This window comes from Polaribacter sp. SA4-12 (genome assembly GCF_002163675.1).
In the GTDB taxonomy this organism is placed as follows: domain Bacteria; phylum Bacteroidota; class Bacteroidia; order Flavobacteriales; family Flavobacteriaceae; genus Polaribacter.
In genome coordinates this window covers 3,899,112-3,924,603 of sequence record NZ_CP019334.1, presented here as the reverse complement: position 1 = coordinate 3,924,603, position 25,492 = coordinate 3,899,112, and the positions used below count along the sequence as shown (strand labels likewise).

The 25,492-nt window shown below is 32.5% G+C and carries 36 protein-coding genes; 2 read left to right on the top strand and 34 right to left on the bottom strand.

The features are described 5' to 3' along the window. Positions 1-25: 25 nt before the first annotated feature. The 34 genes from eno to rpsL all read right to left on the bottom strand — a co-directional run bounded on the left by eno (position 26) and on the right by rpsL (position 20,286). Positions 26-1,315 (bottom strand): phosphopyruvate hydratase, encoded by a 1,290-nt coding sequence (gene eno, locus BTO07_RS16920; RefSeq protein ID WP_087522459.1) that lies wholly within the window; start codon positions 1,313-1,315, stop codon positions 26-28. A 284-nt stretch (positions 1,316-1,599) separates the two neighbouring features. Further along, positions 1,600-2,706: a glutamine-hydrolyzing carbamoyl-phosphate synthase small subunit gene (carA, locus tag BTO07_RS16915; RefSeq protein WP_087522458.1), complete on the bottom strand. Its 1,107-nt coding sequence runs from the start codon at positions 2,704-2,706 to the stop codon at positions 1,600-1,602. A gap of 94 nt (positions 2,707-2,800) precedes the next feature. Then, positions 2,801-3,274: a 50S ribosomal protein L17 gene (rplQ, locus tag BTO07_RS16910; RefSeq protein WP_087522457.1), complete on the bottom strand. Its 474-nt coding sequence runs from the start codon at positions 3,272-3,274 to the stop codon at positions 2,801-2,803. Positions 3,275-3,334: 60 nt separating this feature from the next. Beyond that, a complete protein-coding gene (locus BTO07_RS16905; protein ID WP_087522456.1) occupies positions 3,335-4,327 on the bottom strand; it encodes a DNA-directed RNA polymerase subunit alpha in 993 nt (330 codons plus the stop codon). Between the two features lie 93 nt (positions 4,328-4,420). Then, positions 4,421-5,026: a 30S ribosomal protein S4 gene (gene rpsD / locus BTO07_RS16900; RefSeq protein ID WP_087522455.1), complete on the bottom strand. Its 606-nt coding sequence runs from the start codon at positions 5,024-5,026 to the stop codon at positions 4,421-4,423. Between the two features lie 82 nt (positions 5,027-5,108). Next, complete coding sequence (rpsK, locus tag BTO07_RS16895) at positions 5,109-5,492, bottom strand: 30S ribosomal protein S11 (protein WP_077809818.1); 384 nt, start codon at positions 5,490-5,492, stop codon at positions 5,109-5,111. A 76-nt stretch (positions 5,493-5,568) separates the two neighbouring features. Beyond that, entirely contained in the window at positions 5,569-5,934 is a 366-nt protein-coding gene (gene rpsM, locus BTO07_RS16890) for a 30S ribosomal protein S13 (RefSeq protein ID WP_036825726.1), read from the bottom strand. After that, positions 5,934-6,050: a type B 50S ribosomal protein L36 gene (ykgO, locus tag BTO07_RS16885; protein ID WP_004568720.1), complete on the bottom strand. Its 117-nt coding sequence runs from the start codon at positions 6,048-6,050 to the stop codon at positions 5,934-5,936. Before ykgO ends, rpsM begins: the two co-directional genes overlap by 1 nt. An 18-nt stretch (positions 6,051-6,068) precedes the next feature. Continuing rightward, positions 6,069-6,284 carry a translation initiation factor IF-1 gene (gene infA, locus BTO07_RS16880; RefSeq protein WP_004568721.1) on the bottom strand — a complete coding sequence of 72 codons (216 nt, stop codon included), beginning with the start codon at positions 6,282-6,284 and terminating at the stop codon, positions 6,069-6,071. 1 nt (position 6,285) lies between these two features. Beyond that, the gene (secY, locus tag BTO07_RS16875; RefSeq protein WP_087522454.1) at positions 6,286-7,608 is read right to left on the bottom strand and encodes a preprotein translocase subunit SecY; all 1,323 of its coding nucleotides are present in this window, start codon (positions 7,606-7,608) and stop codon (positions 6,286-6,288) included. A gap of 13 nt (positions 7,609-7,621) precedes the next feature. Then, positions 7,622-8,071 carry a 50S ribosomal protein L15 gene (rplO, locus tag BTO07_RS16870; RefSeq protein WP_087522453.1) on the bottom strand — a complete coding sequence of 150 codons (450 nt, stop codon included), beginning with the start codon at positions 8,069-8,071 and terminating at the stop codon, positions 7,622-7,624. A gap of 14 nt (positions 8,072-8,085) precedes the next feature. Further along, positions 8,086-8,268 (bottom strand): 50S ribosomal protein L30, encoded by a 183-nt coding sequence (gene rpmD, locus BTO07_RS16865; protein ID WP_068451547.1) that lies wholly within the window; start codon positions 8,266-8,268, stop codon positions 8,086-8,088. 11 nt (positions 8,269-8,279) lie between these two features. Then, positions 8,280-8,804, bottom strand: coding sequence for a 30S ribosomal protein S5 (gene rpsE, locus BTO07_RS16860; RefSeq protein WP_087522452.1), 525 nt, complete (start codon positions 8,802-8,804; stop codon positions 8,280-8,282). A gap of 3 nt (positions 8,805-8,807) precedes the next feature. Then, the gene (gene rplR / locus BTO07_RS16855; protein ID WP_087522451.1) at positions 8,808-9,158 is read right to left on the bottom strand and encodes a 50S ribosomal protein L18; all 351 of its coding nucleotides are present in this window, start codon (positions 9,156-9,158) and stop codon (positions 8,808-8,810) included. Positions 9,159-9,172: 14 nt separating this feature from the next. Continuing rightward, a complete protein-coding gene (gene rplF, locus BTO07_RS16850) occupies positions 9,173-9,718 on the bottom strand; it encodes a 50S ribosomal protein L6 (RefSeq protein ID WP_087522450.1) in 546 nt (181 codons plus the stop codon). Positions 9,719-9,727: 9 nt separating this feature from the next. Then, entirely contained in the window at positions 9,728-10,126 is a 399-nt protein-coding gene (rpsH, locus tag BTO07_RS16845) for a 30S ribosomal protein S8 (RefSeq protein ID WP_087522449.1), read from the bottom strand. A gap of 163 nt (positions 10,127-10,289) precedes the next feature. Continuing rightward, the gene (rpsN, locus tag BTO07_RS16840; RefSeq protein ID WP_087522448.1) at positions 10,290-10,559 is read right to left on the bottom strand and encodes a 30S ribosomal protein S14; all 270 of its coding nucleotides are present in this window, start codon (positions 10,557-10,559) and stop codon (positions 10,290-10,292) included. Positions 10,560-10,562: 3 nt separating this feature from the next. Further along, positions 10,563-11,114 (bottom strand): 50S ribosomal protein L5, encoded by a 552-nt coding sequence (rplE, locus tag BTO07_RS16835; protein WP_087522447.1) that lies wholly within the window; start codon positions 11,112-11,114, stop codon positions 10,563-10,565. A gap of 8 nt (positions 11,115-11,122) precedes the next feature. Then, on the bottom strand, positions 11,123-11,425 hold the full coding sequence (rplX, locus tag BTO07_RS16830; RefSeq protein ID WP_087522446.1) for a 50S ribosomal protein L24: 303 nt from the start codon (positions 11,423-11,425) through the stop codon (positions 11,123-11,125). A 13-nt stretch (positions 11,426-11,438) separates the two neighbouring features. Next, positions 11,439-11,807: a 50S ribosomal protein L14 gene (rplN, locus tag BTO07_RS16825; protein WP_087522445.1), complete on the bottom strand. Its 369-nt coding sequence runs from the start codon at positions 11,805-11,807 to the stop codon at positions 11,439-11,441. 1 nt (position 11,808) lies between these two features. After that, positions 11,809-12,066 carry a 30S ribosomal protein S17 gene (gene rpsQ / locus BTO07_RS16820; protein ID WP_004568734.1) on the bottom strand — a complete coding sequence of 86 codons (258 nt, stop codon included), beginning with the start codon at positions 12,064-12,066 and terminating at the stop codon, positions 11,809-11,811. A 20-nt stretch (positions 12,067-12,086) separates the two neighbouring features. Next, on the bottom strand, positions 12,087-12,278 hold the full coding sequence (gene rpmC, locus BTO07_RS16815; protein WP_087522444.1) for a 50S ribosomal protein L29: 192 nt from the start codon (positions 12,276-12,278) through the stop codon (positions 12,087-12,089). Between the two features lie 11 nt (positions 12,279-12,289). After that, on the bottom strand, positions 12,290-12,721 hold the full coding sequence (rplP, locus tag BTO07_RS16810) for a 50S ribosomal protein L16 (protein WP_087522443.1): 432 nt from the start codon (positions 12,719-12,721) through the stop codon (positions 12,290-12,292). 22 nt (positions 12,722-12,743) lie between these two features. Next, a complete protein-coding gene (gene rpsC, locus BTO07_RS16805) occupies positions 12,744-13,469 on the bottom strand; it encodes a 30S ribosomal protein S3 (RefSeq protein WP_087522442.1) in 726 nt (241 codons plus the stop codon). Positions 13,470-13,471: 2 nt separating this feature from the next. Continuing rightward, a complete protein-coding gene (gene rplV, locus BTO07_RS16800; RefSeq protein WP_087522441.1) occupies positions 13,472-13,885 on the bottom strand; it encodes a 50S ribosomal protein L22 in 414 nt (137 codons plus the stop codon). 6 nt (positions 13,886-13,891) lie between these two features. Next, positions 13,892-14,170, bottom strand: coding sequence for a 30S ribosomal protein S19 (rpsS, locus tag BTO07_RS16795; protein WP_018943594.1), 279 nt, complete (start codon positions 14,168-14,170; stop codon positions 13,892-13,894). A gap of 6 nt (positions 14,171-14,176) precedes the next feature. Continuing rightward, the gene (gene rplB, locus BTO07_RS16790; RefSeq protein WP_087522440.1) at positions 14,177-15,001 is read right to left on the bottom strand and encodes a 50S ribosomal protein L2; all 825 of its coding nucleotides are present in this window, start codon (positions 14,999-15,001) and stop codon (positions 14,177-14,179) included. 12 nt (positions 15,002-15,013) lie between these two features. Further along, a complete protein-coding gene (gene rplW, locus BTO07_RS16785; RefSeq protein WP_087522439.1) occupies positions 15,014-15,304 on the bottom strand; it encodes a 50S ribosomal protein L23 in 291 nt (96 codons plus the stop codon). A gap of 9 nt (positions 15,305-15,313) precedes the next feature. Continuing rightward, complete coding sequence (gene rplD / locus BTO07_RS16780) at positions 15,314-15,943, bottom strand: 50S ribosomal protein L4 (protein WP_087522438.1); 630 nt, start codon at positions 15,941-15,943, stop codon at positions 15,314-15,316. Next, a complete protein-coding gene (rplC, locus tag BTO07_RS16775) occupies positions 15,943-16,560 on the bottom strand; it encodes a 50S ribosomal protein L3 (protein WP_087522437.1) in 618 nt (205 codons plus the stop codon). The genes rplD and rplC overlap by 1 nt, the downstream gene beginning before the upstream one ends. A gap of 284 nt (positions 16,561-16,844) precedes the next feature. Then, positions 16,845-17,150: a 30S ribosomal protein S10 gene (gene rpsJ / locus BTO07_RS16770; RefSeq protein ID WP_004568745.1), complete on the bottom strand. Its 306-nt coding sequence runs from the start codon at positions 17,148-17,150 to the stop codon at positions 16,845-16,847. 19 nt (positions 17,151-17,169) lie between these two features. Next, entirely contained in the window at positions 17,170-19,287 is a 2,118-nt protein-coding gene (gene fusA, locus BTO07_RS16765; protein ID WP_087522436.1) for an elongation factor G, read from the bottom strand. Between the two features lie 5 nt (positions 19,288-19,292). Beyond that, positions 19,293-19,772 (bottom strand): 30S ribosomal protein S7, encoded by a 480-nt coding sequence (rpsG, locus tag BTO07_RS16760; RefSeq protein ID WP_087522435.1) that lies wholly within the window; start codon positions 19,770-19,772, stop codon positions 19,293-19,295. Between the two features lie 139 nt (positions 19,773-19,911). Then, on the bottom strand, positions 19,912-20,286 hold the full coding sequence (gene rpsL / locus BTO07_RS16755) for a 30S ribosomal protein S12 (protein WP_018943587.1): 375 nt from the start codon (positions 20,284-20,286) through the stop codon (positions 19,912-19,914). A 222-nt stretch (positions 20,287-20,508) separates the two neighbouring features. On the opposite strand from rpsL, the gene BTO07_RS16750 reads away from it, so the two are divergent. Next, entirely contained in the window at positions 20,509-22,116 is a 1,608-nt protein-coding gene (locus BTO07_RS16750; protein WP_157663368.1) for a ShlB/FhaC/HecB family hemolysin secretion/activation protein, read from the top strand. A 125-nt stretch (positions 22,117-22,241) separates the two neighbouring features. After that, complete coding sequence (locus tag BTO07_RS16745; RefSeq protein WP_087522433.1) at positions 22,242-25,481, top strand: SusC/RagA family TonB-linked outer membrane protein; 3,240 nt, start codon at positions 22,242-22,244, stop codon at positions 25,479-25,481. Positions 25,482-25,492: the final 11 nt, after the last annotated feature.

Below are 25,492 nucleotides of genomic sequence, written 5' to 3'. Positions count from 1 at the left end.
TTTTGTTTTTAAGAAAGAATTTTTCTTAGATATTAAATGCATTTTCTCCTGGAAAATAAGCTGTTTCTCCTAATTCTTCTTCAATACGTAATAATTGATTGTATTTTGCCATTCTATCAGAACGAGAAGCAGAACCTGTTTTAATTTGACCACAGTTTAAAGCTACTGCTAAATCTGCAATAGTATTATCTTCTGTTTCACCAGATCTATGAGACATAACTGAAGTATAACCAGCATTTTTAGCCATATTAACAGCTGCAATAGTTTCTGTTAAACTACCAATTTGGTTTACTTTAATTAAGATTGAGTTTGCAATACCTTCTTTAATCCCTCTTGCTAAACGCTCCACGTTAGTAACAAATAAATCATCACCAACTAATTGTACTTTATCACCAATTAACTCAGTTAAATACTTAGTTCCTTCCCAGTCATTCTCATCCATTCCATCTTCAATAGAAATAATAGGGTATTTACCAGCTAATTCAGCTAAATAATCTGCTTGTTCTTTACTAGTTCTAATCTTACCTGTTTCTCCTTCAAATTTAGTGTAATCGTATTTACCATCAACAAAAAATTCTGCAGCAGCACAATCTAAAGCGATTTTAATCTCATCACCAAAAGAATAACCAGCATTTTTAACTGCTAATTCGATAGTTTCTAAAGCATCTTCAGTTCCTCCTGCTAAATTAGGTGCAAATCCACCTTCATCACCAACAGCTGTTGATAAGTTTCTGTCGTGTAAAACTTTCTTTAAGTTATGAAAAATTTCAGATCCCATTTTCATTGCTTCAGAAAATGTTTTTGCTTTTACTGGCATTATCATAAATTCTTGAAACGCAATAGGTGCATCTGAGTGAGAACCACCATTAATGATGTTCATCATTGGTAATGGTAACGTATTAGCAGAAACACCACCAACATATCTGTATAAAGGCATACCTAACTCGTTAGCAGCAGCTTTAGCAGCAGCTAAAGAAACTCCTAAAATAGCATTAGCTCCTAATTTAGATTTGTTTGGAGTACCATCTAAATCAATCATTAATTGATCAATTGCATTTTGTTCGAAAACAGATGTTCCTAATAACTCAGCTGCAATAATGTTGTTTACATTACTTACTGCTGTTAAAACACCTTTTCCCATGTAATCTTTACCACCATCACGTAATTCAACAGCTTCATGTTCTCCTGTAGAAGCCCCAGAAGGAACTGCTGCTCTACCTAAAATACCATTTTCTGTAGTTACATCTACTTCTACTGTTGGGTTACCTCTTGAATCAAAAATTTGACGTGCGTGAACGCTGATTATAATACTCATTTTATTATGTTTTAATTAATTTTAAATCTTCTAGTTACGATTGCTAAATTACGAAATGTCTAAGGCATTTTATAGTTTGTCTTAGATTAATTACGAAAACGTTTGCTAAGAATAATTTGGGTAAATAAAAAAACCCACTCACAGAATGAGTGGGAAATTGCTATGAAAAAGAATGTGATTTTTACATCACCATTCAAAGATAGTATTTTAAATATAACTAAGCATTAAAGAATATATGAATGACCAAAAACATTCGACCAACAAAGCTTAAGTTACGATATAAATTACTTTGCTCCTTTAATATTTTCTATAAATTGATCAAATAAATATTCAGAATCATGTGGTCCTGGACTAGCTTCTGGATGATATTGTACAGAAAATGTATTCTTGTCTTTTAAACGAATACCTGCAACAGTATGATCATTTAAATGTACATGAGTAATCTCAACATTTTCACTAGCTTCAGTTTCTTCTCTACTAATCGCAAAACCATGATTTTGGGAAGTGATTTCACCTTTACCAGTTAATAAATTTTTAACAGGATGGTTTATACCTCTATGACCATTGTGCATCTTATAAGTAGAAATCCCGTTTGCTAACGCAATTACTTGATGTCCTAAACAGATACCAAATAAAGGTAAATCTCTTTTTATAATTTCTTTAGCTACTTGTTGTGCATCAACTAATGGTTCAGGATCACCAGGACCATTTGAAATAAAATACCCGTCAGGGTTAAAAGATGCTAAATCTTCAAAAGATGAATTATATGGAAAAACTTTAATACAAGCTCCTCTTTTAGCTAAGTTTCTTAAAATATTCTTTTTAATACCGATATCCAAAGCAGAAATTTTAATTTCAGCATTTTCATCTCCTACCAAATAAGGTTCTTTAGTTGATACTTTAGAAGCCAATTCTAAACCTTCCATACTTGGTACTTCAGACAATTGTTTCTTTAAAGCATCAATATTATCTACATCAGTAGAAATAATTGCATTCATAGCTCCATTATCTCTAATATAAGCGACTAATGCTCTTGTATCAACATCGGAAATAGCGACCAAATTATGTTCAGCAAACCAATCTTTTAAATTACCATCAGAATCTACTCTTGAATGATTAAAGCTAAAATTTCTACAAATTAAGCCTGATATTTTAATTCCATCAGATTCTACTTCTTTATTATTAACTCCATAATTACCAATATGTGCATTTGTTGCAACCATTAATTGACCAAAGTAAGATGGGTCAGTAAATATTTCTTGGTAACCTGTCATACCTGTATTAAAACAGATTTCTCCTGTAGAAGTGCCTTCAATTCCAACAGATTTTCCGTAAAAAATTGTTCCATCTGCTAATAAAACTAAAGCCCTTTTGCGTGTTTGATATTTCATTGATAGTTGTTGTGTTAGTTAATGCAAAAATATAAAAAAAGGGATAAACGTAAACGTTTATCCCTTTTTTTATATTTTAAAAAATTTTCATTTTTTATTCTTCAGATTTTTCTTCTGTTGCAGTTCCTTCTACTTGTGCAGAATCAGCTTTTTTGCTTTTTCCTCTACGAGTAGTTTTCTTTGCTTTTTTACCATTAGGATTATAGATTTCGTTGTAATCAACTAATTCTACCATTGCCATAGGAGCATTATCTCCTTGACGATTTCCTAATTTGATAATACGAAGGTAACCTCCTGGTCTGTCTCCTACTTTTACAGAAATTTCTTTGAATAATTCTGTAACTGCATATTTATCACGTAAATAAGAAAATACAATACGTCTATTGTGGGTTGTATCACTTTTAGACTTTGTAATTAATGGTTCAACAAAAACTCTTAAAGCTTTTGCTTTTGCCACTGTTGTATTAATACGTTTGTGTTCTATTAAAGAACAAGACATATTAGCTAACATCGCTTTTCTGTGCGAAGTTGTTCTTCCTAGATGATTGTGTTTTTTACCGTGTCTCATGACCTTTGTTTTATTGTTTCATCTTGCATCTACTCATTTTGAGGAGCAAAATATGAAAAATTAATCTCTATCTAATTTGTATTTTGTTAAATCCATTCCAAAACTTAAACCTTTAACAATAACTAATTCTTCTAGTTCTGTTAATGACTTTTTACCAAAGTTTCTAAATTTCATTAAATCACTTTTGTTAAAAGAAACTAAATCTCCTAATGTATCTACTTCTGCAGCCTTTAAACAATTTAAAGCTCTAACAGATAAATCCATATCGATTAATCTAGTTTTTAATAACTGACGCATGTGTAATGATTCTTCATCATATGTTTCTGTCTGTGCAATTTCATCTGCCTCTAAAGTGATACGCTCATCAGAGAATAACATAAAGTGGTGGATTAAAATTTTAGCAGCTTCTGTTAATGCATCTTTAGGATTGATTGATCCATCAGTATCGATATCGAAAACTAATTTTTCATAATCCGTTTTTTGCTCTACACGGAAATTTTCGATTGCATACTTAACATTCTTAATTGGTGTGTAGATAGAATCAGTAAAGATTGTTCCTATTGGTGCAGAAGCTTTTTTATTTTCTTCCGCAGGTACAAATCCTCTACCTTTTTCAATGGTAATTTCTGCATTTAATTTTACAGATTTATCCATATTACAGATTACTAAATCTGGGTTCAATACTTGAAAACCAGAGATAAATTTCTGTAAGTCTCCAGCAGTAAACTGCTCTTGACCAGATACTGAAACAGAAACAGTTTCTCTATCAGTTTCATCTATTTGTTTCTTAAAACGTACTTGTTTTAAGTTTAAGATAATTTCTGTAACATCTTCTACTACTCCAGGAACAGTAGAAAACTCATGTTCAACTCCGTCAACTCTTAATGATGTAATTGCAAATCCTTCTAAAGAAGATAATAATACTCTTCTTAAAGCATTACCTACAGTTAAACCAAACCCAGGTTCTAAGGGTCTGAATTCAAATCTACCAGAAAAATCTGTAGATTCAATCATTATTACTTTATCGGGCTTTTGAAAATTTAAAATTGCCATATTTCTTCTTTTTAATTGTTATTCAGTTGCGCGGTCTATAAGTATGAAGAATACAAATAGACCCTTTGGCTGAATCTCAATATGATTAAATTATTACTTAGAATATAATTCTACGATTAATTGTTCTTTGATGTTTTCTGGGATCTGTAATCTAGCTGGTACTTTTACAAAAGTTCCAGTTTTAGTATCATTATTCCAAGTTAACCATTCAAATACATTGCTGTTAGATGCCAATGCACTTTCAATAGCAACTAAAGATTTAGATTTTTCTCTTACAGCAACAACATCTCCTTCTTTTAAACTATAAGATGGAATGTTAACGATTTCACCGTTAACAGTAATGTGTCTGTGAGAAACTAATTGACGAGCTCCACTTCTAGAGTTAGAAACACCCATTCTGTAAACTACGTTATCTAAACGAGATTCACATAATTGTAATAAAATTTCACCTGTAATTCCTGAAGCAGAAGATGCTTGTTTGAATAAGTTACTGAATTGACGCTCTAAAATACCATAAGTATATTTAGCTTTCTGCTTCTCCATTAATTGAGTTGCATATTCAGATTTCTTACCTCTTCTTCTAGCATTTCCATGCTGTCCTGGAGGGAAATTTCTTTTTTCGAAGTTTTTATCTTCTCCAAAAATTGCCTCGCCAAATTTACGAGCAATTTTTGTTTTTGGTCCTGTATATCTTGCCATTTCTTTTTGTGTTATAGATGGGGATTATGAATTAAGGCTTTCTCCTTCGATAATCTGATTCCCATCAAGTTAAAATATTTAATTATACTCTTCTTCTCTTTGGTGGACGACATCCATTATGAGGAATAGGTGTAACATCAATAATTTCAGTTACTTCGATTCCTGCATTGTGGATAGATCTGATTGCTGATTCTCTACCATTACCAGGTCCTTTTACATAAACTTTTACTTTACGTAAACCTGCTTCTTTTGCAACGTTTGCACAATCTTCTGCTGCTAATTGAGCTGCATATGGAGTATTCTTTTTAGAACCTCTAAAACCCATTTTACCTGCAGATGACCAAGAAATAACGTCACCTTTTTTATTTGTTAAAGAAATAATGATGTTATTAAAGGATGCAGTTACATGCGCCTCTCCAATAGCTTCAATTATTACTTTACGCTTTTTTGAACTTGCTTTTGCCATAATTTTTCAGTTTTAGTAATTTAGTTTTCTAATTTTATAGTTAAACTATTATTAGATCTTGATTACTTTGTCTAACTTATTTTTTCTTGTTAGCTACAGTTTTTCTCTTACCTTTTCTTGTACGAGAGTTATTCTTAGTTCTTTGTCCTCTTAATGGAAGACCAAGTCTATGACGAATTCCTCTTTGACAACCGATATCCATCAAACGTTTGATGTTCAACTGTACTTCAGAACGTAATTCTCCTTCAATTGTGAAAGATCCTACTTGTTCTCTAATTGCTGCGATTTGATCATCTGTCCAATCTTGAACTTTAATGCTCTCATCTACTTTTGCTTCTGCTAGAACTTTAATTGCTCTGCTGCTTCCTATACCAAAGATGTAAGTTAAAGCGATAACTCCTCTTTTATTCTTTGGAATATCAATACCTGCTATTCTTGCCATTACCCTTGTCTTTGTTTAAATCTAGGATTTTGTTTATTAATTACGTATAATCTACCTTTCCTGCGAACTATTTTGCAGTCGGCACTTCTCTTTTTAACTGATGCTCTAACTTTCATCTGTTTTGTTTTGTTTTTTTAGTATCTGTAAGTAATTCTTGCCTTTGATAAATCATATGGGCTCATTTCTAATTTCACCTTATCTCCAGGTAATAATTTGATATAATGCATACGCATTTTACCAGAAATGTGAGCCGTTACAATATGTCCATTTTCTAATTCGACACGAAACATAGCATTAGATAATGCTTCTGTAATAGTTCCATCTTGTTGAATTGCTGATTGTTTAGCCATATTATTTATTTGATTTTCTGTTGCTGTTCCCTGCTTTCATTAATCCATCATAATGACGATTTAATAAATAAGAGTTAATTTGTTGCAACGTATCAATTGCAACTCCAACCATAATTATTAATGATGTACCACCATAAAACATAGCCCAACTTTGTTGTACTCCAAACTGGCCTACAATTGCTGGTAATATAGATAATGCTGCTAAGAATAACGATCCTGGAAACGTAATTCTAGATAAAACAGAATCTAATCTATCTGCTGTGTCTTTCCCAGGTCTAATACCTGGAATAAATCCACCACTTCTTTTTAAATCCTCTGCCATTTTATTCGTTGGAATAGTAATAGCAGTATAGAAATAACTAAAAATGATAATTAAAAGTGCAAAAATAACATTATAACCAAGACCATTCATATCTTGTAAGCTTGCCATAAATGGAAACCTTTGAGCCAAAGCAACTGGTAAAAACATAATTGCTTGTGCAAATATAATAGGCATAACTCCTGCTGCATTTAATTTCAAAGGGATATAATCTCTTGATCCTGCAACATTTTGTACGTTCCCTGCAACTGTTCTTCTGGCATACTGTACTGCAATCTTACGAACAGCAGTGACTAATAGCACAGTTAATAAAATTACTACAAACCAAACAATGATTTCAATTAAAACCATCATAATTCCACCAGCTCCAGCATTTGTTGTTTTTGCAACAAATTCTTGTAAAAATGCTGCTGGAAAATTAGCGAGTATACCAACTGTAATTAATAATGAAATACCATTACCAACACCTTTGTCTGTAATACGCTCTCCTAACCACATTGCAAAAATTGTTCCTGCAGTTAAAATAATGATTGATGATACCCAAAAAGTTGGACCAGTTACCAAAAATGCTTCTGGTCCTAAACCAAACTGAGTTTTAATAGCAGTAATATACGTTGGTGCTTGTACCAAAGTTATACCGATAGTTAACCATCTAGTTATTTGTGTAATTTTTTTACGTCCACTTTCTCCATCTTTTTGTAGTTTCTGTAAATAAGGAACCGCAATTCCCATTAACTGAACTACAATAGAAGCAGAAATATATGGCATAATACCAAGTGCCATTACTGACGCTCTAGCAAATGCTCCTCCTGTAAATGCATTCAATAATCCTAAAAGACCACCTTCAGCGCTACTTTTTAAAGCTGACAATTGTAATGGGTCTATTCCAGGTAATGGAACAGCAGCCATAAAACGATATACAGCAATTAAACCGATAGTTAGAAGAATTTTATTCTTTAATTCTTCAATGCTAAAAATTTCTTTTAATCTATTAATAAAATTCATCATTTACGGGATGTTATAAAGTAACAGCTTCTCCTCCAGCAGCTTCAATAGCTGCTTTTGCTGTTGCTGTAAATTTATGTACAGTTATGTTTAATTTAGCTTTTAACTCTCCACCACCTAGTATTTTTACTAAGTCGTTTTTACCTGCTAATCTATTAGCAATTAAAACCTCTAAATTAACTGTATCTGTTATCTTACCACTATCAACTAAAGACTGTAATTTATCTAAATTGATACCTTGGTGTTCAATACGGTTGATGTTTGTGAAACCAAATTTTGGCACACGTCTTTGAAGTGGCATTTGCCCTCCTTCAAAACCTACCTTTTTAGAATAACCTGAACGAGATTTCTGACCATTGTGACCTCTTGTAGAAGTACCACCTTTTCCAGATCCTTCACCCCTTGCAATTCTTTTTCCTTTTTTAATGGAACCTTCTGCTGGTGTTAAATTGTGTAAACTCATTTTTTATAAATATCTTATTTAATTTCTTCGAAAGAAACTAAGTGTTTAACTGTATTTACCATACCTACTATAGAAGGAGTTGCCTCATGCTCTACAGTTTGGTGCATTTTACGTAAACCTAATGCTTCTAAAGTTCTTTTTTGACTTTGAAGACGCCCGATTTGACTTTTTACTTGTGTAACTTTTATTCTTGCCATCGTTCTTAGATTTATCCGTTAAATACTTTCTCTAAAGAAATTCCTCTTTGTTTAGCTATTACTGCTGCACTACGTAACTGTAATAAAGCATCAAAAGTTGCTTTAACTACGTTATGAGGGTTTGATGATCCTTGAGATTTTGATAATACATCATGTATACCAACAGACTCTAAGACGTGTCTTACAGCACCACCGGCAATAACCCCTGTACCATGAGATGCAGGTTTTAAAAACACCTTTGCACCACCAAATTTACCTTTTTGTTCATGTGGTAAAGTTGCATCTAAAATAGGAATTCTAACTAAATTTTTCTTTGCGTCTTCAATTGCTTTTGCAATTGCAGATGCAACATCTTTAGATTTACCTAATCCATGTCCAACAACACCGTTACCATCTCCAACAACTACGATTGCAGAGAAACCAAATGCTCTACCACCTTTAGTTACTTTAGTAACACGTTGTACACCTACTAATCTATCAACAAGTTCTAACCCACTAGGCTTAACTCTTTCTACGTTTTTATATCCTTGCATAATTTCTTAAAATTTTAAACCAGCTTCTCTTGCAGCGTCAGCTAATACTTTAACTCTACCGTGATATAAATATCCGTTTCTATCGAAAGCAATTGTTTCTACTCCTGATTTAGTAGCTTTTTCTGCGATAGTTTTACCTACTGCTGCTGCTACTTCTACTTTAGTACCTGCCTTAATTTCTTTATTTCTAGATGAAACTGAAGCTAATGTTACTCCGTTTACATCGTCTACTAATTGAGCGTATATTTCTTTATTACTTCTAAAAACCGATAATCTTGGTTTAGTAGCTGTACCTGAAACTATTTTTCTAATTCTACGCTTAATTCTAACTCTTCTTTGTAGCTTTGATAATGCCATAATAATATTATATATTATGCAGATTTACCTGCTTTTCTTCTTAATATTTCACCAACAAACTTAACTCCTTTTCCTTTATAAGGCTCTGGAGCTCTGAAAGAACGAATCTTTGCAGCAATCTGACCAACTAATTGTTTGTCAAATGAAGATAATTTAATGATTGGGTTTTTCCCTTTCTCAGATATTGTTTCAACTTTTACTTCTGGAGCAATTTCTAAAACAATATTATGAGAGAAACCTAAAGCTAAATCTAATTTCTGTCCTTGATTAGAGGCTCTATAACCTACACCAACCAATTCTAAATCTTTAGTCCAACCTTTACTTACACCTTCAATCATATTAGCGATCAAAGCTCTCATTAAACCATGTTGTGCTTTATGGTTTTTACTTTCAGAAGTTCTATCTAAGGTGATAGTTCCATCTTCAATTTTAATTGTAATACCTTCAGAAATAGTTTGTGATAATTCACCTAACTTTCCTTTTACGATTACAACATTGTCTTTTATGTTTACATCTACACCTTGTGAAATGCTAACGGGATTTTTTCCTATTCTACTCATTTCCTTAGATTAATAAACGTAACATAAAACTTCTCCTCCAACATTCTCTTGACGTGCTTTTTTGTTTGTCATAACACCTTTAGATGTTGAAACAATAGCAATTCCAAGTCCGTTCAATACTCTTGGCATCTCAGTCGAACCAACGTATTTACGTAAACCAGGTGTACTGATACGTTGAATTTTTCTAATTACTGACTCTTTTGTGTCTCTTTCGTACTTTAAAGCTATCTTAATTGTTCCCTGAACTTTATCGTCATTGAACTGGTAGCTTAAAATATACCCTTGATCAAACAAAATTTTAGTCATTTCCTTCTTCAAGTTTGAAGCTGGAATTTCTACTACTCTGTGTCCTGCTGCGATTGCATTTCTTACTCTGGTAAGAAAATCCGCGATTGGATCTGTATACATATTTATTTATATTGCGATTACGGTTTTCAAATTACCTCTATTTATGCTACAGATTTCTCTGTGATAATTGAACCTATAATCAGTTAAAATTCTTATACTCAAAAAAAATAGAGCGCGCAAATATACACATTCTATTTTTATTAATAAGCTTTATTTTAGTTTTCTACCAACTTGCCTTTTTAACGCCTGGTATTAAACCTTGATTTGCCATTTCCCTAAACGTAACACGAGATAAACCAAATTGTCTCATATATCCTTTAGGACGTCCAGTTAATTTACATCTATTATGCATTCTTACTGGTGAAGCGTTCTTTGGTAATTTTTGCAATGCTTCATAGTCTCCAGCTTCTTTTAAAGCTTTTCTCTTTTCTGCATATTTTGCAACTGTTTTCGCTCTCTTACGTTCGCGAGCTTTCATTGATTCTTTAGCCATTTCTTAATTTTTTTTGAATGGTAAACCTAATTCTCCTAATAATGACTTAGCTTCCTTATCAGTATCTGCAGATGTTACAAAAGTAATATCCATACCGTTAATTTTTTTCACTTGGTCAATATTTATCTCTGGGTAGATGATCTGTTCAGTAATTCCTAAATTGTAATTACCTCTTCCATCAAAACCATTAGCTTTTATACCGTTAAAGTCTCTTACACGTGGTAAAGAAGCTGTAACTAGTCTGTCTAAAAATTCGTACATTTTATCTCCACGTAAAGTAACTTTAACACCAATTGGCATCCCTTTACGTAATTTAAATGCAGCAATATCTTTTTTAGACATTGTAGAAATAGCTTTTTGACCTGTAATTTTAGTCAACTCTTCTAAAGCATAATCTATTAATTTCTTATCTGCAATTGCAGCACCAACACCTTTAGAAACAACTATTTTTTCTAATTTAGGCACCTGCATTACATTCTTATAACTGAATTCTTCAGTAAGAGCTTTTACAACTCTTTCTTTGTATTCTGCTTTTAATCTTGGTACGTAACTCATGATTATTATTATTTTTTAGTTTTTTTAGAGATTCTAGTCTTCGTATCTCCATCAACTTTATAACCTACTCTTACAGCAACTCCATCCTCAACTAACATAACGTTAGAAATATGAATAGATGCTTCTTTTTTAACAATACCACCTTGAGGGTTTTGAGCACTTGGCTTAGTATGTTTAGAAACTAAGTTAGCACCTTCTACTATTACTCTATCCTTATCTTTAAGGATTTGTAATACTTTACCTTCAGAATTTTTACTAGTACCTGTAATTACTTTTACAGTATCTCCTGCTTTAATTTTGAACTTCTTCATCTTGTATAATGATTTAAAGCACTTCAGGTGCTAATGATACTATTTTCATGAATTGTTTCTCACGAAGTTCACGAGCAACAGGGCCAAAAACACGAGTTCCTCTCATCTCCTCAGTAGGATTTAAAAGTACACAAGCGTTATCATCAAATCTGATGTATGATCCGTCCTTACGTCTTACTTCTTTTTTCGTTCTTACAACAACTGCTCTAGATACTTGACCTTTCTTTACAGCTCCGTTTGGAGTAGCAGATTTAACAGATACTACAATCTTGTCTCCAATACTTGCGTAACGTTTTCTTGTTCCTCCTAAAACTCTAATCACTAAAACTTCTTTTGCTCCAGTGTTATCTGCGACTTTTAATCTTGATTCTGTCTGTAACATATTATTTAGCTCTTTCTAGGATTTCTACTAATCTCCAACGTTTAGATTTACTCATAGGTCTTGTTTCCATGATTCTAACAGTATCACCTTCGTTGCAATCATTCTTTTCGTCGTGTGCAACATACTTCTTCGTTTTTAATACGAATTTTCCGTACATCGGGTGCTTTACTCTTTTAGTTTCTGCAACAACAATAGATTTTTCCATTTTGCTACTTGAAACAACACCAATTCTCTCTTTTCTAAGATTTCTTTTTTCCATCTTTAAAACTGACTATAGAATTATTGTAATTCTCTTTTTGTTAATTCTGTTGCAATTCTTGCTACAGTTCTTCTTAAACCTCTCAATTGCAATGGATTCTCCAAAGGAGTTATTGCGTGAGCCATTTTAAGATCAGTATAATTCTTTTGCAACGCTCCAAGTTTCTCATTAAGATCAACTATAGATAATTCTTTTATTTCAGATTGTTTCATTTTATTTAGAATTATGCGTTAATATCAAAATCTCTTGCTATTATAAACTTCGTTTTTACTGGAAGTTTTTGAGCTGCTAAACGTAAAGCTTCTTTTGCTACATCCATTGGTACTCCACCAATTTCAAACAAAATTCTACCTGGTTTAATAACTGCAACAAAATGATCTGGTGCTCCTTTTCCCTTACCCATACGTACTTCTAAAGGCTTCTTAGTGATAGGCTTGTCTGGAAAAACTTTAATCCATAACTGACCTTCTCTTTTCATATGACGAGTTGCCGCGATACGAGCTGCTTCTATTTGACGAGAAGTTAATAAATTCTGGTCTAAAGATTTGATACCAAACATTCCATTAGAAAGTTGATTTCCTCTACCAGAAATACCAGTCATATTTCCCTTCGCCTTCTGTACCTTACGGTATTTTACTCTTTTTGGCTGTAACATTTTTAATTTCTAATTTTAAAAATTATTTTCTTCTACGAGGTTGTGGACGTTTAGATCTATCACCACCACCTTTATTACCACCTTGTTTTTTAGACAAGCCAACTAATGGAGATAATTCTCTTTTACCATAAACCTCACCCTTCATAATCCATACTTTAATACCTAATCTTCCGTATTGTGTATGAGCTTCTACAAGTGCATAATCGATGTCTGCTCTAAAAGTAGAAAGAGGAATTCTTCCTTCTTTATAGTGCTCAGAACGTGCCATTTCAGCTCCGTTTAAACGACCTGAAATTTGGATTTTAATCCCTTCAGCGTTCATACGCATAGTAGCTTGAATAGCCATCTTAGTAGCTCTCTTATAAGAAATTCTATTTTCAATTTGACGAGCTACACTAATTGCAACTAATTTTGCATCTAATTCAGGACGTTTAATTTCAAAAATATTAATTTGAACTTCTTTACCAGTAATTTTCTTAAGCTCTTCTTTTAACTTGTCTACCTCTTGACCTCCTTTACCAATGATGATACCTGGACGTGCAGTTGTGATAGTAACGGTTACAAGTTTTAAAGTACGCTCTATAATTACTCTAGAAACACTAGCTTTAAATAATCTAGCATTTACATACTGTCTTATTTTAAAATCTTCAGCTAATTTATCTCCGTAGTCATTACCACCATACCAGTTAGATTCCCAACCTCTGATGATTCCTAAACGATTCCCTATTGGATTTGTTTTTTGTCCCATTTCTACTTTGATTGATTACTTAGTTTCTTACTACCTAACTCTAAAGTAACGTGATTAGAACGCTTACGAATTCTATGAGCACGACCTTGTGGAGCTGGTCTTAATCTTTTTAACATTCCTGCGCTATCTACACAAATAGTTTTCACAAATAATCCAGCTTCTTCAATAGGAGCATCTTCATTTTTAGCTTGCCAGTTTGCAATTGCAGACAATAACAATTTCTCTAAATTTATAGATGCTTCTTTTGGACTGAATTTTAAGATTTGTAAAGCTTTTTCAACTTCAACACCTCTTACTTGATTAGCTACCAAACGCATTTTTCTTGGTGACGTAGGACAGTTAGTAAGCTTCGCGAAAGCACGTTGCTTTCTATCTGCTTTTAACTGATCTGCCATGTTTTTTTTACGAACTCCCATATCCTACTATTTTTTTCCTTTATTTTTTGCACCAGCGTGTCCTCTAAAAGAACGAGTTGGTGAAAATTCGCCTAACTTATGCCCTACCATGTTTTCTGTAACATATACTGGTACAAACTGACGTCCGTTATGAACAGCAATTGTTTGTCCTACAAAATCTGGAGTAATCATACTTGCTCTAGACCAAGTTTTGATTACAGTTTTGTTACCAGCGTCTACATTAGCTAACACTTTTTTCTCTAATTTATAGTGAACGTAAGGTCCTTTTTTTAATGATCTTGCCATAACTTATTATTTCTTTCTACGTTCTATAATGTACTTATTACTAGCCTTAGTCTTAGATCTAGTCTTAAATCCTTTAGCAGGAATACCATTTCTAGATCTTGGATGACCTCCAGAAGCACGACCTTCACCACCACCCATTGGGTGATCGACAGGGTTCATTCTTACTGCATTAACTCTTGGTCTTCTACCTAACCATCTTCTTCTACCTGCTTTACCAGATACTAATAATTGATGATCTGAATTAGATACAACACCAATAGTTGCTAAACATGTTAACAAGATTAATCTTGTTTCACCAGAAGGTAACTTAACAGTTGCATGTTTACCATCTCTTGCCATTAATTGAGCAAATGAACCAGCAGAACGAGCCATAACAGCACCTTGACCTGGATGTAATTCTATACAAGAAATTGTAGTTCCTAAAGGAATTTCACTTAATGGCATCGCATTTCCAATTTCTGGCGCAATATCACTTCCTGATACAATTGTTTGACCTACTGTTAAACCGTTTTGTGCAATTACATAACGCTTTTCTCCATCAGCATAACTAAGTAAAGCAATAAATGCAGTACGATTTGGATCGTACTCTATAGTTTTTACTGTTGCAGGAATACCGTTTTTATTTCTTTTGAAATCAATAATACGATATCTTTGTTTATGACCACCTCCTATATTACGAGTTGTCATTCTACCCTGATTGTTTCGACCTCCAGATCGTTTTTTCGGAGCAAGTAAACTTTTCTCCGGCTTATCAGTTGTTATGGTGTCGAACCCATTTACAACTCTAAAACGCTGACCTGGTGTTATTGGTTTTAATTTTCTAACTGACATTTTTGTCTTTTCTTAAAGATTGTTATAAAAATCAATGCTTTCTCCTTCTGCTACTTGAACGATAGCCTTTTTGTACCCACTTTTAATACCAGTTACTAAACCTTTTTTAGTAAACTTTGTATTTCTTTGAATTGGATAGTTTAAAGTCTTAACGCTTAAAATAGAAACTCCATAAGTTGCTTCAACAGCTCCTTTAATTTCTAATTTATTAGCTTTCTTATCTACAATAAATGTAAAACGATTAAATAATTCGCTATCATTAGTTGCTTTTTCCGTGATAATAGGTTTTATTAAAATACTCATTTTGAATCCCTATTTACTTAAATTTGTATTAATTCCTTCTAAAGAGCTCTCAGTAATAACAACTTTGTTAGCGTTTAAAACACCATAAGTATTAATTTCTGAAGCTTTAACTACTTTAGCCTTTTTTAAGTTACGTGATGATAAATACACATTTGCATTTTCATTACTTAACACAAACAATGATTTTTTAGTATCTAATTCTAATGCTTTTAATACATCCAAAAAGTTCTTAGTTTTTGGAGAATCAAAGTTAAAATCTTCAATTATTACTAAATTTTTATCATTTGCTTGAATACTTAAAGCTGACTTACGTGCTAAACGCTTTAAGTTCTTATTCAATTTAAAAGAATAATCTCTTGGTCTTGGACCGAACATACGACCTCCACCTCTAAAAACACCAGACTTGATAGAACCTGCTCTTGCAGTACCAGTTCCTTTTTGTTTTTTTATCTTTCTTGTAGAACCAGTAATTTCTGCTCTTTCTTTAGATTTATGTGTTCCTTGACGTTGATTCGCCAAGTACTGCTTTACATCTAAATAAACAGCATGATCATTAGGCTCAATACCAAATACATCGCTAGAAAGTTCAACTTCCCTACCTGTATCTTTTCCTGTAATATCTAAAACTGCTACTTTCATTATTTCTGAATAGTTACAAAAGCATTTTTGTGTCCAGGAATTGCTCCTTTAACAACAAGTAAGTTCTTTTCAGCAACTACTTTTAATACTTTTAAGTTTTGAACTTTCACTTTATCTCCACCCATTCTACCTGCCATACGCATTCCTTTGAATACTCTTGCAGGATAAGATGCAGCACCAATAGAACCCGGAGCTCTTAATCGGTTATGCTGACCGTGAGTCGCTTGACCTACACCAGCAAATCCATGACGTTTTACAACACCCTGAAAACCTTTACCTTTAGAAACACCAGACACATCAACAAATTCACCTTCTTCAAAGTGATCTACCGTGATAGAATCCCCTAATTTATACTCTTGCTCAAACCCTTGAAATTCAACGACTTTTTTCTTAGCAGTGGCACCAGCTTTTTTAAAGTGGCCATCTAACGCTTTGTTAGAACTCTTCGCTTTTTTGTCATCGAAACCAAGTTGCAACGCACTATAGCCGTCAACCTCTTCGGTTCTGACCTGAGTGACAACGCAAGGACCTGCTTCGATTACAGTACAAGGAATATTCTTCCCGTTCTCGTCGAATAAGCTGGTCATTCCAATCTTTCTTCCTATTAACCCAGACATTTAGTTAAAATTTTAGACGATAGATATTTATCCAGCGCGTCTATTAATAATTATTTGTTTGAAACTATTGTTTCATTTAATCCTTTTGAGTTTCTTGCAAAAAAAACAGCGCAAAACAAATTCAACGCTGATTTTGTTTTTACCGTTTTTCCTTCGCGAAACGCTCTGGACATGTTACTATTATTCAATTTAAATCAAAAAATAGCGTCACCCTACTCTAATTCGGGTTGCAAAAATATAAAAAACTTTCGGTTTAACAAAATTAAACCGAAAGTTAATATAAATTATACTTTTATTTCAACTTCAACACCACTTGGTAACTCAAGTTTCATTAAAGCATCGATAGTTTTCGAAGAAGAACTATAAATGTCTAATAATCTTTTGTAAGAAGCTAATTGAAATTGCTCTCTAGATTTTTTATTTACGTGTGGAGAACGTAATACTGTAAAAATCTTTTTATGTGTTGGTAATGGTATTGGTCCGTTTACAACAGCACCAGTACTTTTTACCGTCTTAACTATTTTTTCAGCAGACTTATCTACTAAGTTGTAATCGTAAGACTTTAATTTAATTCTAATTTTTTGACTCATCTTGTAATTATTAAGTAGATTATCCTTTAGATTTTGCGATTACTTCTTCAGATACATTTGAAGGCGTTTCTGCATAGTGTGAAAATTCCATAGTAGAAGTTGCTCTACCAGAAGACATCGTTCTTAAAGCAGTAACATAACCAAACATTTCTGATAATGGAACTATTGCTTTTACAACTTTAGACCCAGCACGATCACTCATGTCGTTAACTTGACCTCTTCTTCTATTTAAATCCCCAACGATATCACCCATGTTAGCTTCAGGAGTTAACACTTCAACCTTCATTAAAGGTTCCATGATTTTTGCTTTTGCAGATTTCGCAGAAGCTTTATAACCCATTCTTGCAGCTAACTCAAAAGATAATGCATCAGAATCCACTGCGTGGAAAGACCCATCTCTTAAAGTAACTTTCATTGAATCCATTTCATAACCTGCTAAAGGACCATTCTTCATAGCTTCTTTGAAACCTTTCTCTACAGAAGGAACAAATTCTCTAGGAACATTACCACCCTTAATAACAGAATCGAATTGTAATCCTTGAACACCTTCATCAGCTGGCCCAATTGTAAATGCAATATCTGCAAATTTACCACGTCCACCAGATTGCTTTTTATAAACCTCTCTATGATCAGTTACAGCAGTAATTGCTTCCTTATACTCTACTTGAGGTTGACCTTGATTAACTTCAACATTAAACTCTCGTCTTAAACGATCTACAAGTACATCTAAATGCAACTCACCCATTCCAGAAATAATAGTCTGTCCTGAAGCTTCGTCTGAACGCACAGTAAAAGTAGGATCTTCTTCTGCTAATTTAGCAAGTCCAATACCTAATTTATCTACATCTGCTTTCGTTTTAGGCTCAACAGCAATACCAATTACTGGATCTGGAAAATCCATAGACTCTAATACTAGAGGGAATTTTTCAGCAGTTAAAGTATCTCCTGTTTTAATAGATTTAAAACCTACAGCAGCACCAATATCTCCAGCTTCAATATAATCAATTGCATTTTGCTTGTTAGCATGCATTTGATAAATACGTGAAATACGTTCTTTTTTACCTGAACGGTTATTTAAAACATAAGAACCAGCATCTAAACGACCTGAATACGCTCTAAAGAATGCTAAACGACCAACAAAAGGATCTGTCGCAATTTTAAAAGCTAAAGCAGCGAAAGGCTCCTTTACATCAGGTTTACGCAATTCTTTTTCTTCTGTATCTGGGTTTACACCTACAATACCTTCTTTATCCATAGGAGAAGGTAAATAACGACAAACAGCATCTAATAAGAACTGAACACCTTTATTTTTGAAAGCAGAACCACAAATCATAGGAATAATTGCCATATCCATTACAGCAGCTCTCAATGCAGCATGCACTTCATCTTCTGTAATAGAATCTTCATCTTCCATGAACTTTTCTAAAAGACTCTCATCATAACTAGCTACTTCCTCAATAAGGTTAGCACGTAATAATTTAGCTTCTTCTTTTAAATCTTCAGGAATATCAACAATATCAAATGTTGCTCCCATTCCTTCTTCATGCCATATAATAGCTCTATTTTTAACTAGATCTACAATACCTTTAAAGTTTTCTTCGTCACCAATATTTAAAACAATAGGCACTGCATTAGAGCCTAACATTTCTTTTACTTGCTTACAAACCATCATAAAATCAGATCCTTGACGGTCCATTTTATTAACGAAACCAATTCTTGGCACTTTATAATTATCTGCAAGTCTCCAGTTAGTTTCAGATTGAGGCTCAACACCATCAACCGCACTAAATAAGAAAACCAAACCATCAAGAACACGTAAAGATCTATTTACTTCTACAGTAAAATCTACGTGACCAGGAGTATCAATAATATTAAAATGGTAATCTTTAGTTTCTGGAAGAATTTCAGCGTTTTCCTTTGGAAACTGCCATGTACAAGTAGTAGCTGCAGAAGTAATTGTAATACCTCTTTCTTGCTCTTGTTCCATCCAGTCCATAGTAGCTGCACCATCATGTACTTCTCCAATCTTGTGAGAAACACCTGTATAGTACAATACGCGTTCTGTTGTTGTGGTTTTACCAGCATCAATATGAGCTGCAATACCAATATTTCTAGTATATCTTAAATCTCTAGCCATTTCTATTAAAATCTAAAGTGAGAGAATGCTTTATTAGCTTCTGCCATTTTGTGAGTATCTGTACGTTTTTTAACAGCAGCACCTTCTTCTTTAGCCGCAGCTAAAATTTCAGCAGCTAAACGCTGTGCCATTGTTTTCTCGTTTCTTTTACGAGTATACAAAATCATCCATTTGATAGCCATAGAAACCTTACGGTCTGGTCTAATTTGCATTGGTATTTGGAATGTTGCACCACCAACACGACGAGATCTTACTTCTACGTGAGGCATTACATTCGACAAACCATCTTTCCAAATTTCTAAAGCCGATTTCTCTTCGTCTTCTCCTTTTCTTTCTTCTACTAGCTCTAAAGCGTCATAAAACACTTTAAATGCTACAGACTTCTTACCACTCCACATTAAGTTATTCACAAAACGTGTTACAAGCTGATCATTAAATTTTGGATCCGGTAATAAGACTCTTTTTTTTGCTGCTCTTTTTCTCATGTCTTTACATTAAAAAAGTTAATTGATTTGTTATTAGCTCCTAGTCACTAGTTTTTAGTCATTAACTCTATATTTAAGAAAAACTCCCTAAACATTAAGTTATTAACTTTAAAACCTTAAGACTTATTACTTATAACTCTTACTTCTTTGGGCGTTTTGCACCGTACTTAGATCTACGTTGAGTTCTACCCTCAACACCTGCTGTATCTAATGCACCACGTACTACGTGATATTTAACACCTGGTAAATCTTTTACCCTTCCACCTCTAACTAATACTATCGAGTGCTCTTGTAAGTTATGTCCTTCACCTGGAATGTATGCGTTTATCTCATTACCATTTGTCAATCTAACTCTGGCAACTTTACGCATTGCTGAATTAGGTTTCTTTGGTGTTGTAGTATAAACACGTGTACAAACTCCACGCCTTTGAGGACAAGACGACAAAGCAGCCGATTTACTCTTCTTAGTTATTTTGGTTCTTCCTTTACGAACTAATTGTTGAATAGTTGGCATACTAAATTATTACTGTTTTTCGTTTATAATTAAACCTTTATCCCTTTTCTAAGGGTGCGCAAATGTACGAATAATTTCTAATCAGGCAAATATCAGCAAGTTATTTTTTGTTAAATGACATTTTTAACATGATTTATAAGGGTTTTCAATTACTTTTGAATTTAATATTATTCAATTTTGAACATAAAAAGCTCACTTTTTTTTCTAACCTATATATTTTTGATGATGTTTAATAACATCAATTCTCAAGAAATATCCTTAAATATTACTTCAAAAAAAGAAAAGGAAGCTATTGTTTTAGGCCAAATAGAATATCAGCATAAACACCAAGACTCTATTTCTTTAAGCACAGAGATTGTTAGAATTTCTAATTATTTAAAAAACTTAGGATACTTTACAAATACAGTTGACAAAATTGAAAAGGAAAATAAAAAGTATGTCGCTTTTTTTTCTTTAAATAATAAAGTAGAAAATGCAATCATTAAATTAAATTCAGGGTCAGAAATTTATTTCGAAAATTCAATAATAAAAAACAACATTATTACTATTGGAATAAGAAATTTAGAAGCTACCCTTTCAAATATTTCAAAGAAACTAGATAGAGAAGGAAGATCATTTTCGAAGATCCAACTAAAAAACATAGTAATTAAAGAGAAAACATTATTCGCAGATTTATTTATCAATCAATCAAAAAAAAGAATCATCAATAGCGTAATTGTAAAAGGTTATGAAAGTTTTCCTAAATCATATTTAAAAAATTATTTCAACATAAAACCAACTACTGTTATTAATCAATATAAAATTAAAGAAATATCAGAAGCATCAAAAAACCTGCCTTTTATAAAGGAAATAAAATCTCCAGAAATTCTATTCACAAAAGACTCCACACTACTCTACCTATATTTCAATAAAAAACAAAATAATAGTTTTGATGGACTTGTTAGTTTTGCTTCCAAAGAAAATGGAGACATATTGTTCAATGGAAATATCGACTTATCACTAAATAACATTTTAGATACAGGTGAGAAATTTGAATTATTTTGGAATAGCATTGGAGAAGAAAAACAAGAATTTAAATTAAGTACTGAAATTCCATATATATTTAATTCAAAACTTAGCCCACAAATATCATTTTCTATATATAAACAAGATTCAACTTTTTTGAGCACAAAATTTGATTCAAAGTTATTTTACAACATCAACCCTAAAACTAAATTTGCTTTTACCTATATCTCTGAATCATCCGAAAATCTTAAAACTGATTTATCTAATAATATTAAAACATTTAGCAATTACTTTTTAGGTTTTCAATTTCAATATAGAATCCCTAAAAATGATTTCTTTTTAAATGATAAATTTTATTTAGAAATAAATCCAACTTTTGGAAAAAGAAAAACTGATAATAAATCATCAAATCAATTTAAAATTGAAACATCAGTATCTTATATCTGGGATATAAACTTACACAGTAGCATCTATATTAAAAACAAAATTGGCTTATTAAACTCAGATACATTTATTAATAACGAACTCTTTAGAATTGGTGGAGCAAATACTATAAGAGGCTTCAATGAGCAAAGTATCTTCACTAACAAATATACATATACAAACCTAGAATACAGATATCTATCATCACAAAAATCATATCTATATACAATAACAGATATCGGAATAATTAACAATAAAAATATTATAGGTTTTGGTATTGGTTATTTGTTCAACACAAATAAATCTCAAATAAACTTAAGCCTATCAACAGGCAAGGAAAACTCACAAAATATTGATTTTAAAAGCATTAAACTATCCATCAATTGGAGAAATTTTTTCTAAAAAACATACTAACTTTATAATCAAAATTACAAATCTGAAACAATTTAACATTTATTAACAATTTTTATTGATTATTCCATAATAAAATTCCATATTTGCCTCAATTAATTCAAATTTATTTAATAATGAAAACAAAGTTTAAAGGAATTTTAACGCTACTACTAGCGTTCCTTGTGCAAATAACATTTGCCCAAGAGAAAACAGTTTCCGGTATTGTGTCAGATTCATCTGGTACATTACCAGGTGTAAGTGTTCTTGTGAAAGGCACAAACAACGGAACTCAAACTGATTTTGACGGAAAGTACTCTATTAAAGCTAAACAAGGCGATGTCTTAAGTTTTAGTTATGTAGGATACAAAACCCTTGAGGAAAAAGTTGGGGATTTAAGCACAATAAGTGTTACAATGGAAGATGACAATAATGTTTTAGACGAAGTTGTTGTAACTGCACTAGGTATTTCTAGAGATAAAAAATCTTTAGGATATTCTACGCAAAAAGTAAGTGGAGACGAATTAACTACTAACAAGAGTGGTAACTTCGTAAATGCTCTTTCTGGTAAAGCATCTGGTGTTCAAATTAAAAAGAACAACAACTTAGGTGGATCTACAAACGTTGTTATTAGAGGTAATGCTTCTTTAACAGGTAGTAACCAAGCTTTATTTGTAATTGATGGTGTACCAATTAATAACACAAACACAAACTCTGCAGGACAAGCTCAAGCAAGTGGTGGTTATTATGATTATGGAAATGCAGCATCAGACATTAACCCTGATGATATAGAATCTGTAAATATCCTTAAAGGAGCAGCAGCTTCTGCATTATATGGTTCTAGAGCAGCAAATGGTGTTATTATGATTACTACTAAAAAAGGTAGAAATTCTAAAGGAATGGGAGTTACTCTAAACTCGGGTATGACTTTTGGATCTATTGACAAGAGTACATTTGCAAAATACCAAACACAATATGGTGCTGGTTATGGTCATTATTATGATGGACCTGATAGCCACTGGTATATTGAAGATGTTACAGGTGATGGTAATGATGACCAAGTAGCTTTATATACGGAAGATGGATCTTATGGTGCAGCTTTTGATGGTAGCTTAGTTTATCAATGGGATTCTTTTGATCCAGACTCTCCAAATTACAGAAAGGCAACTCCTTGGAAAAATGCAGATAATGGACCAATTAGTTTTTTTGAATCTCCAATTACAATAACTAATTCAGTTTCTTTAGATAAAAGTATGGATGATGGTTCTTATAGATTAAACTATACTCAATTTGACCAATCTGGTTTAATGCCTAATAGTTCTATTAAAAAACATAACTTTTCTTTTAGCAGTAATTATAAACTAAGCGACAAATTAACAGTTTCTAGTTTAGCCAATTATATTAAAAGTGGAGGAAAAGGACGTAACTCAACTGGTTACGGAGATAACCTTGTAGGTATGTTTAAACAATGGTGGCAAACAAACGTAGATTTAAAGCAACAAAAAGACATTTACTTTGATACAAAAAGAAATGTTACTTGGAATCCAGCAACTGCTGATGCAGGTTCTGCTCCTATATTTTGGGATAACCCATATTGGACAAGATACGAAAACTTCCAAAATGACTCAAGAAGTCGTTTTATTGGTAACATCTCATTAACTTATGAATTAAAAGATTGGTTAAGTGTTACAGGTAGAATTGCAACAGATACTTACTCAGAATTACAAGAAGAAAGAAGAGCTAACGGAAGTGTTGCTAGTAGTTTTGGAGTTAGTAGAGGAAATGTAGATTCTGGTTACGCTAGAAAGAACATTCAAAATACCGAAACAAATTATGACTTAATGTTTAACTTTAATAAAGACTTAAGTGATAAAGTAAACTTAAAAGGTATTTTAGGTACTAACATCAGAAGAAATAATTTAAACATCATTCATGTTTCTACTGCTGGTGGTTTAAGTGTACCAAAATTATACTCTTTACAAAACAGTGTAAACGCATTGCCTTTACCACTTGAAACTGCATCTAAAATTGGTGTAGATGGTTATTACGTTAGTGCTTCTTTAGGATATGATAATATGTTATTTTTAGACGCTACTTACAGAAGAGATCATTCATCTACTTTACCAACTGGTAATAGTACATTTGGTTATCCATCTGTTTCTGGAAGTTTTGTATTCAATAAATTACTTGAAAAAGATTGGATTTCATTTGGTAAAGTAAGAGCAAATTATGCCGAAGTTGGTAATAGTGCTCCTTTTGATTTCTTATATGACAGTTTTGTAGTAAACACTCCAATAGGTAGTGCTAGTACTTCTGTTGGTAATACTAAGAAAAACCCAGAATTAAAACCAGAAACTACTAAAAGTATGGAACTTGGTTTAGAGATGAAATTCTTAAGCAATAGACTTGGGTTTGATTTTGCTTATTACAAAAATAATTCTGTAGACCAAATTTTTGGTGTACCAGTTTCTAGAGCCACAGGTTTTACTTCTAAAATTTTAAATGCTGGAGAAATTGAAAATAAAGGTATTGAACTTTCAGCTTATGGTAGTCCAATTAAAACAGCTGATTTTACATGGAATGTAAATGTAAACTGGTCTAGAAACAGAAACACAGTAGTTTCTTTAGTAGATGGTATTGAAAATCTACAATTAGGTTCTTTTCAAGGTGGTGTTACTTTAAACGCACGTGTTGGAGAGCCTTACGGAGTTATTCAAGGAACAGATTACACATATTTAAACGGAGAAAAAGTTGTTGATGCTTCTAATGGTCAATATATAAAAACAGGTACTTCAGATCAAGTAATTGGAGATATTAATCCTGATTGGAATATGGGGATATCTAACAACTTTAACTACAAAGACTTTTCTTTTAGCTTCTTAATCGACATCCAAAAAGGTGGTAGTATCTTTTCTTTAGATCAATACTATGGTCGTGCTACAGGTTTATATGCAGAAACTGCATTTACAAACGATTTAGGAAACCCAGTAAGAAATACTATAGCTAATGGTGGTGGTTTTATTAACCCAGGTGTAAATGCTGATGGTTCAGTAAACACAGCACGTATTAGAGCGGATAGATTTGGTGCTTTTGGTTACAGAAGAGGATTACCAAACAAAGCATTTGTTTATGATGCAAGTTATGTAAAGTTACGTGAGTTAGCAATTACATATAATATTCCACAAAAAGTTTTAGACAAAACATTCTTAGCGGATGCATCTTTAAGTTTTGTTGGATCTAATCTTTGGATCATTCATAAAAACACACCTCATGAAGACCCTGAAGGAGGTTTAGGAGCAGGTAACTTACAAGGTTATTCTGTTGGTTCTTTACCTACAACAAGAGATTTCGGTTTCAATGTTAAACTTCAATTTTAAAAACGAAAAAA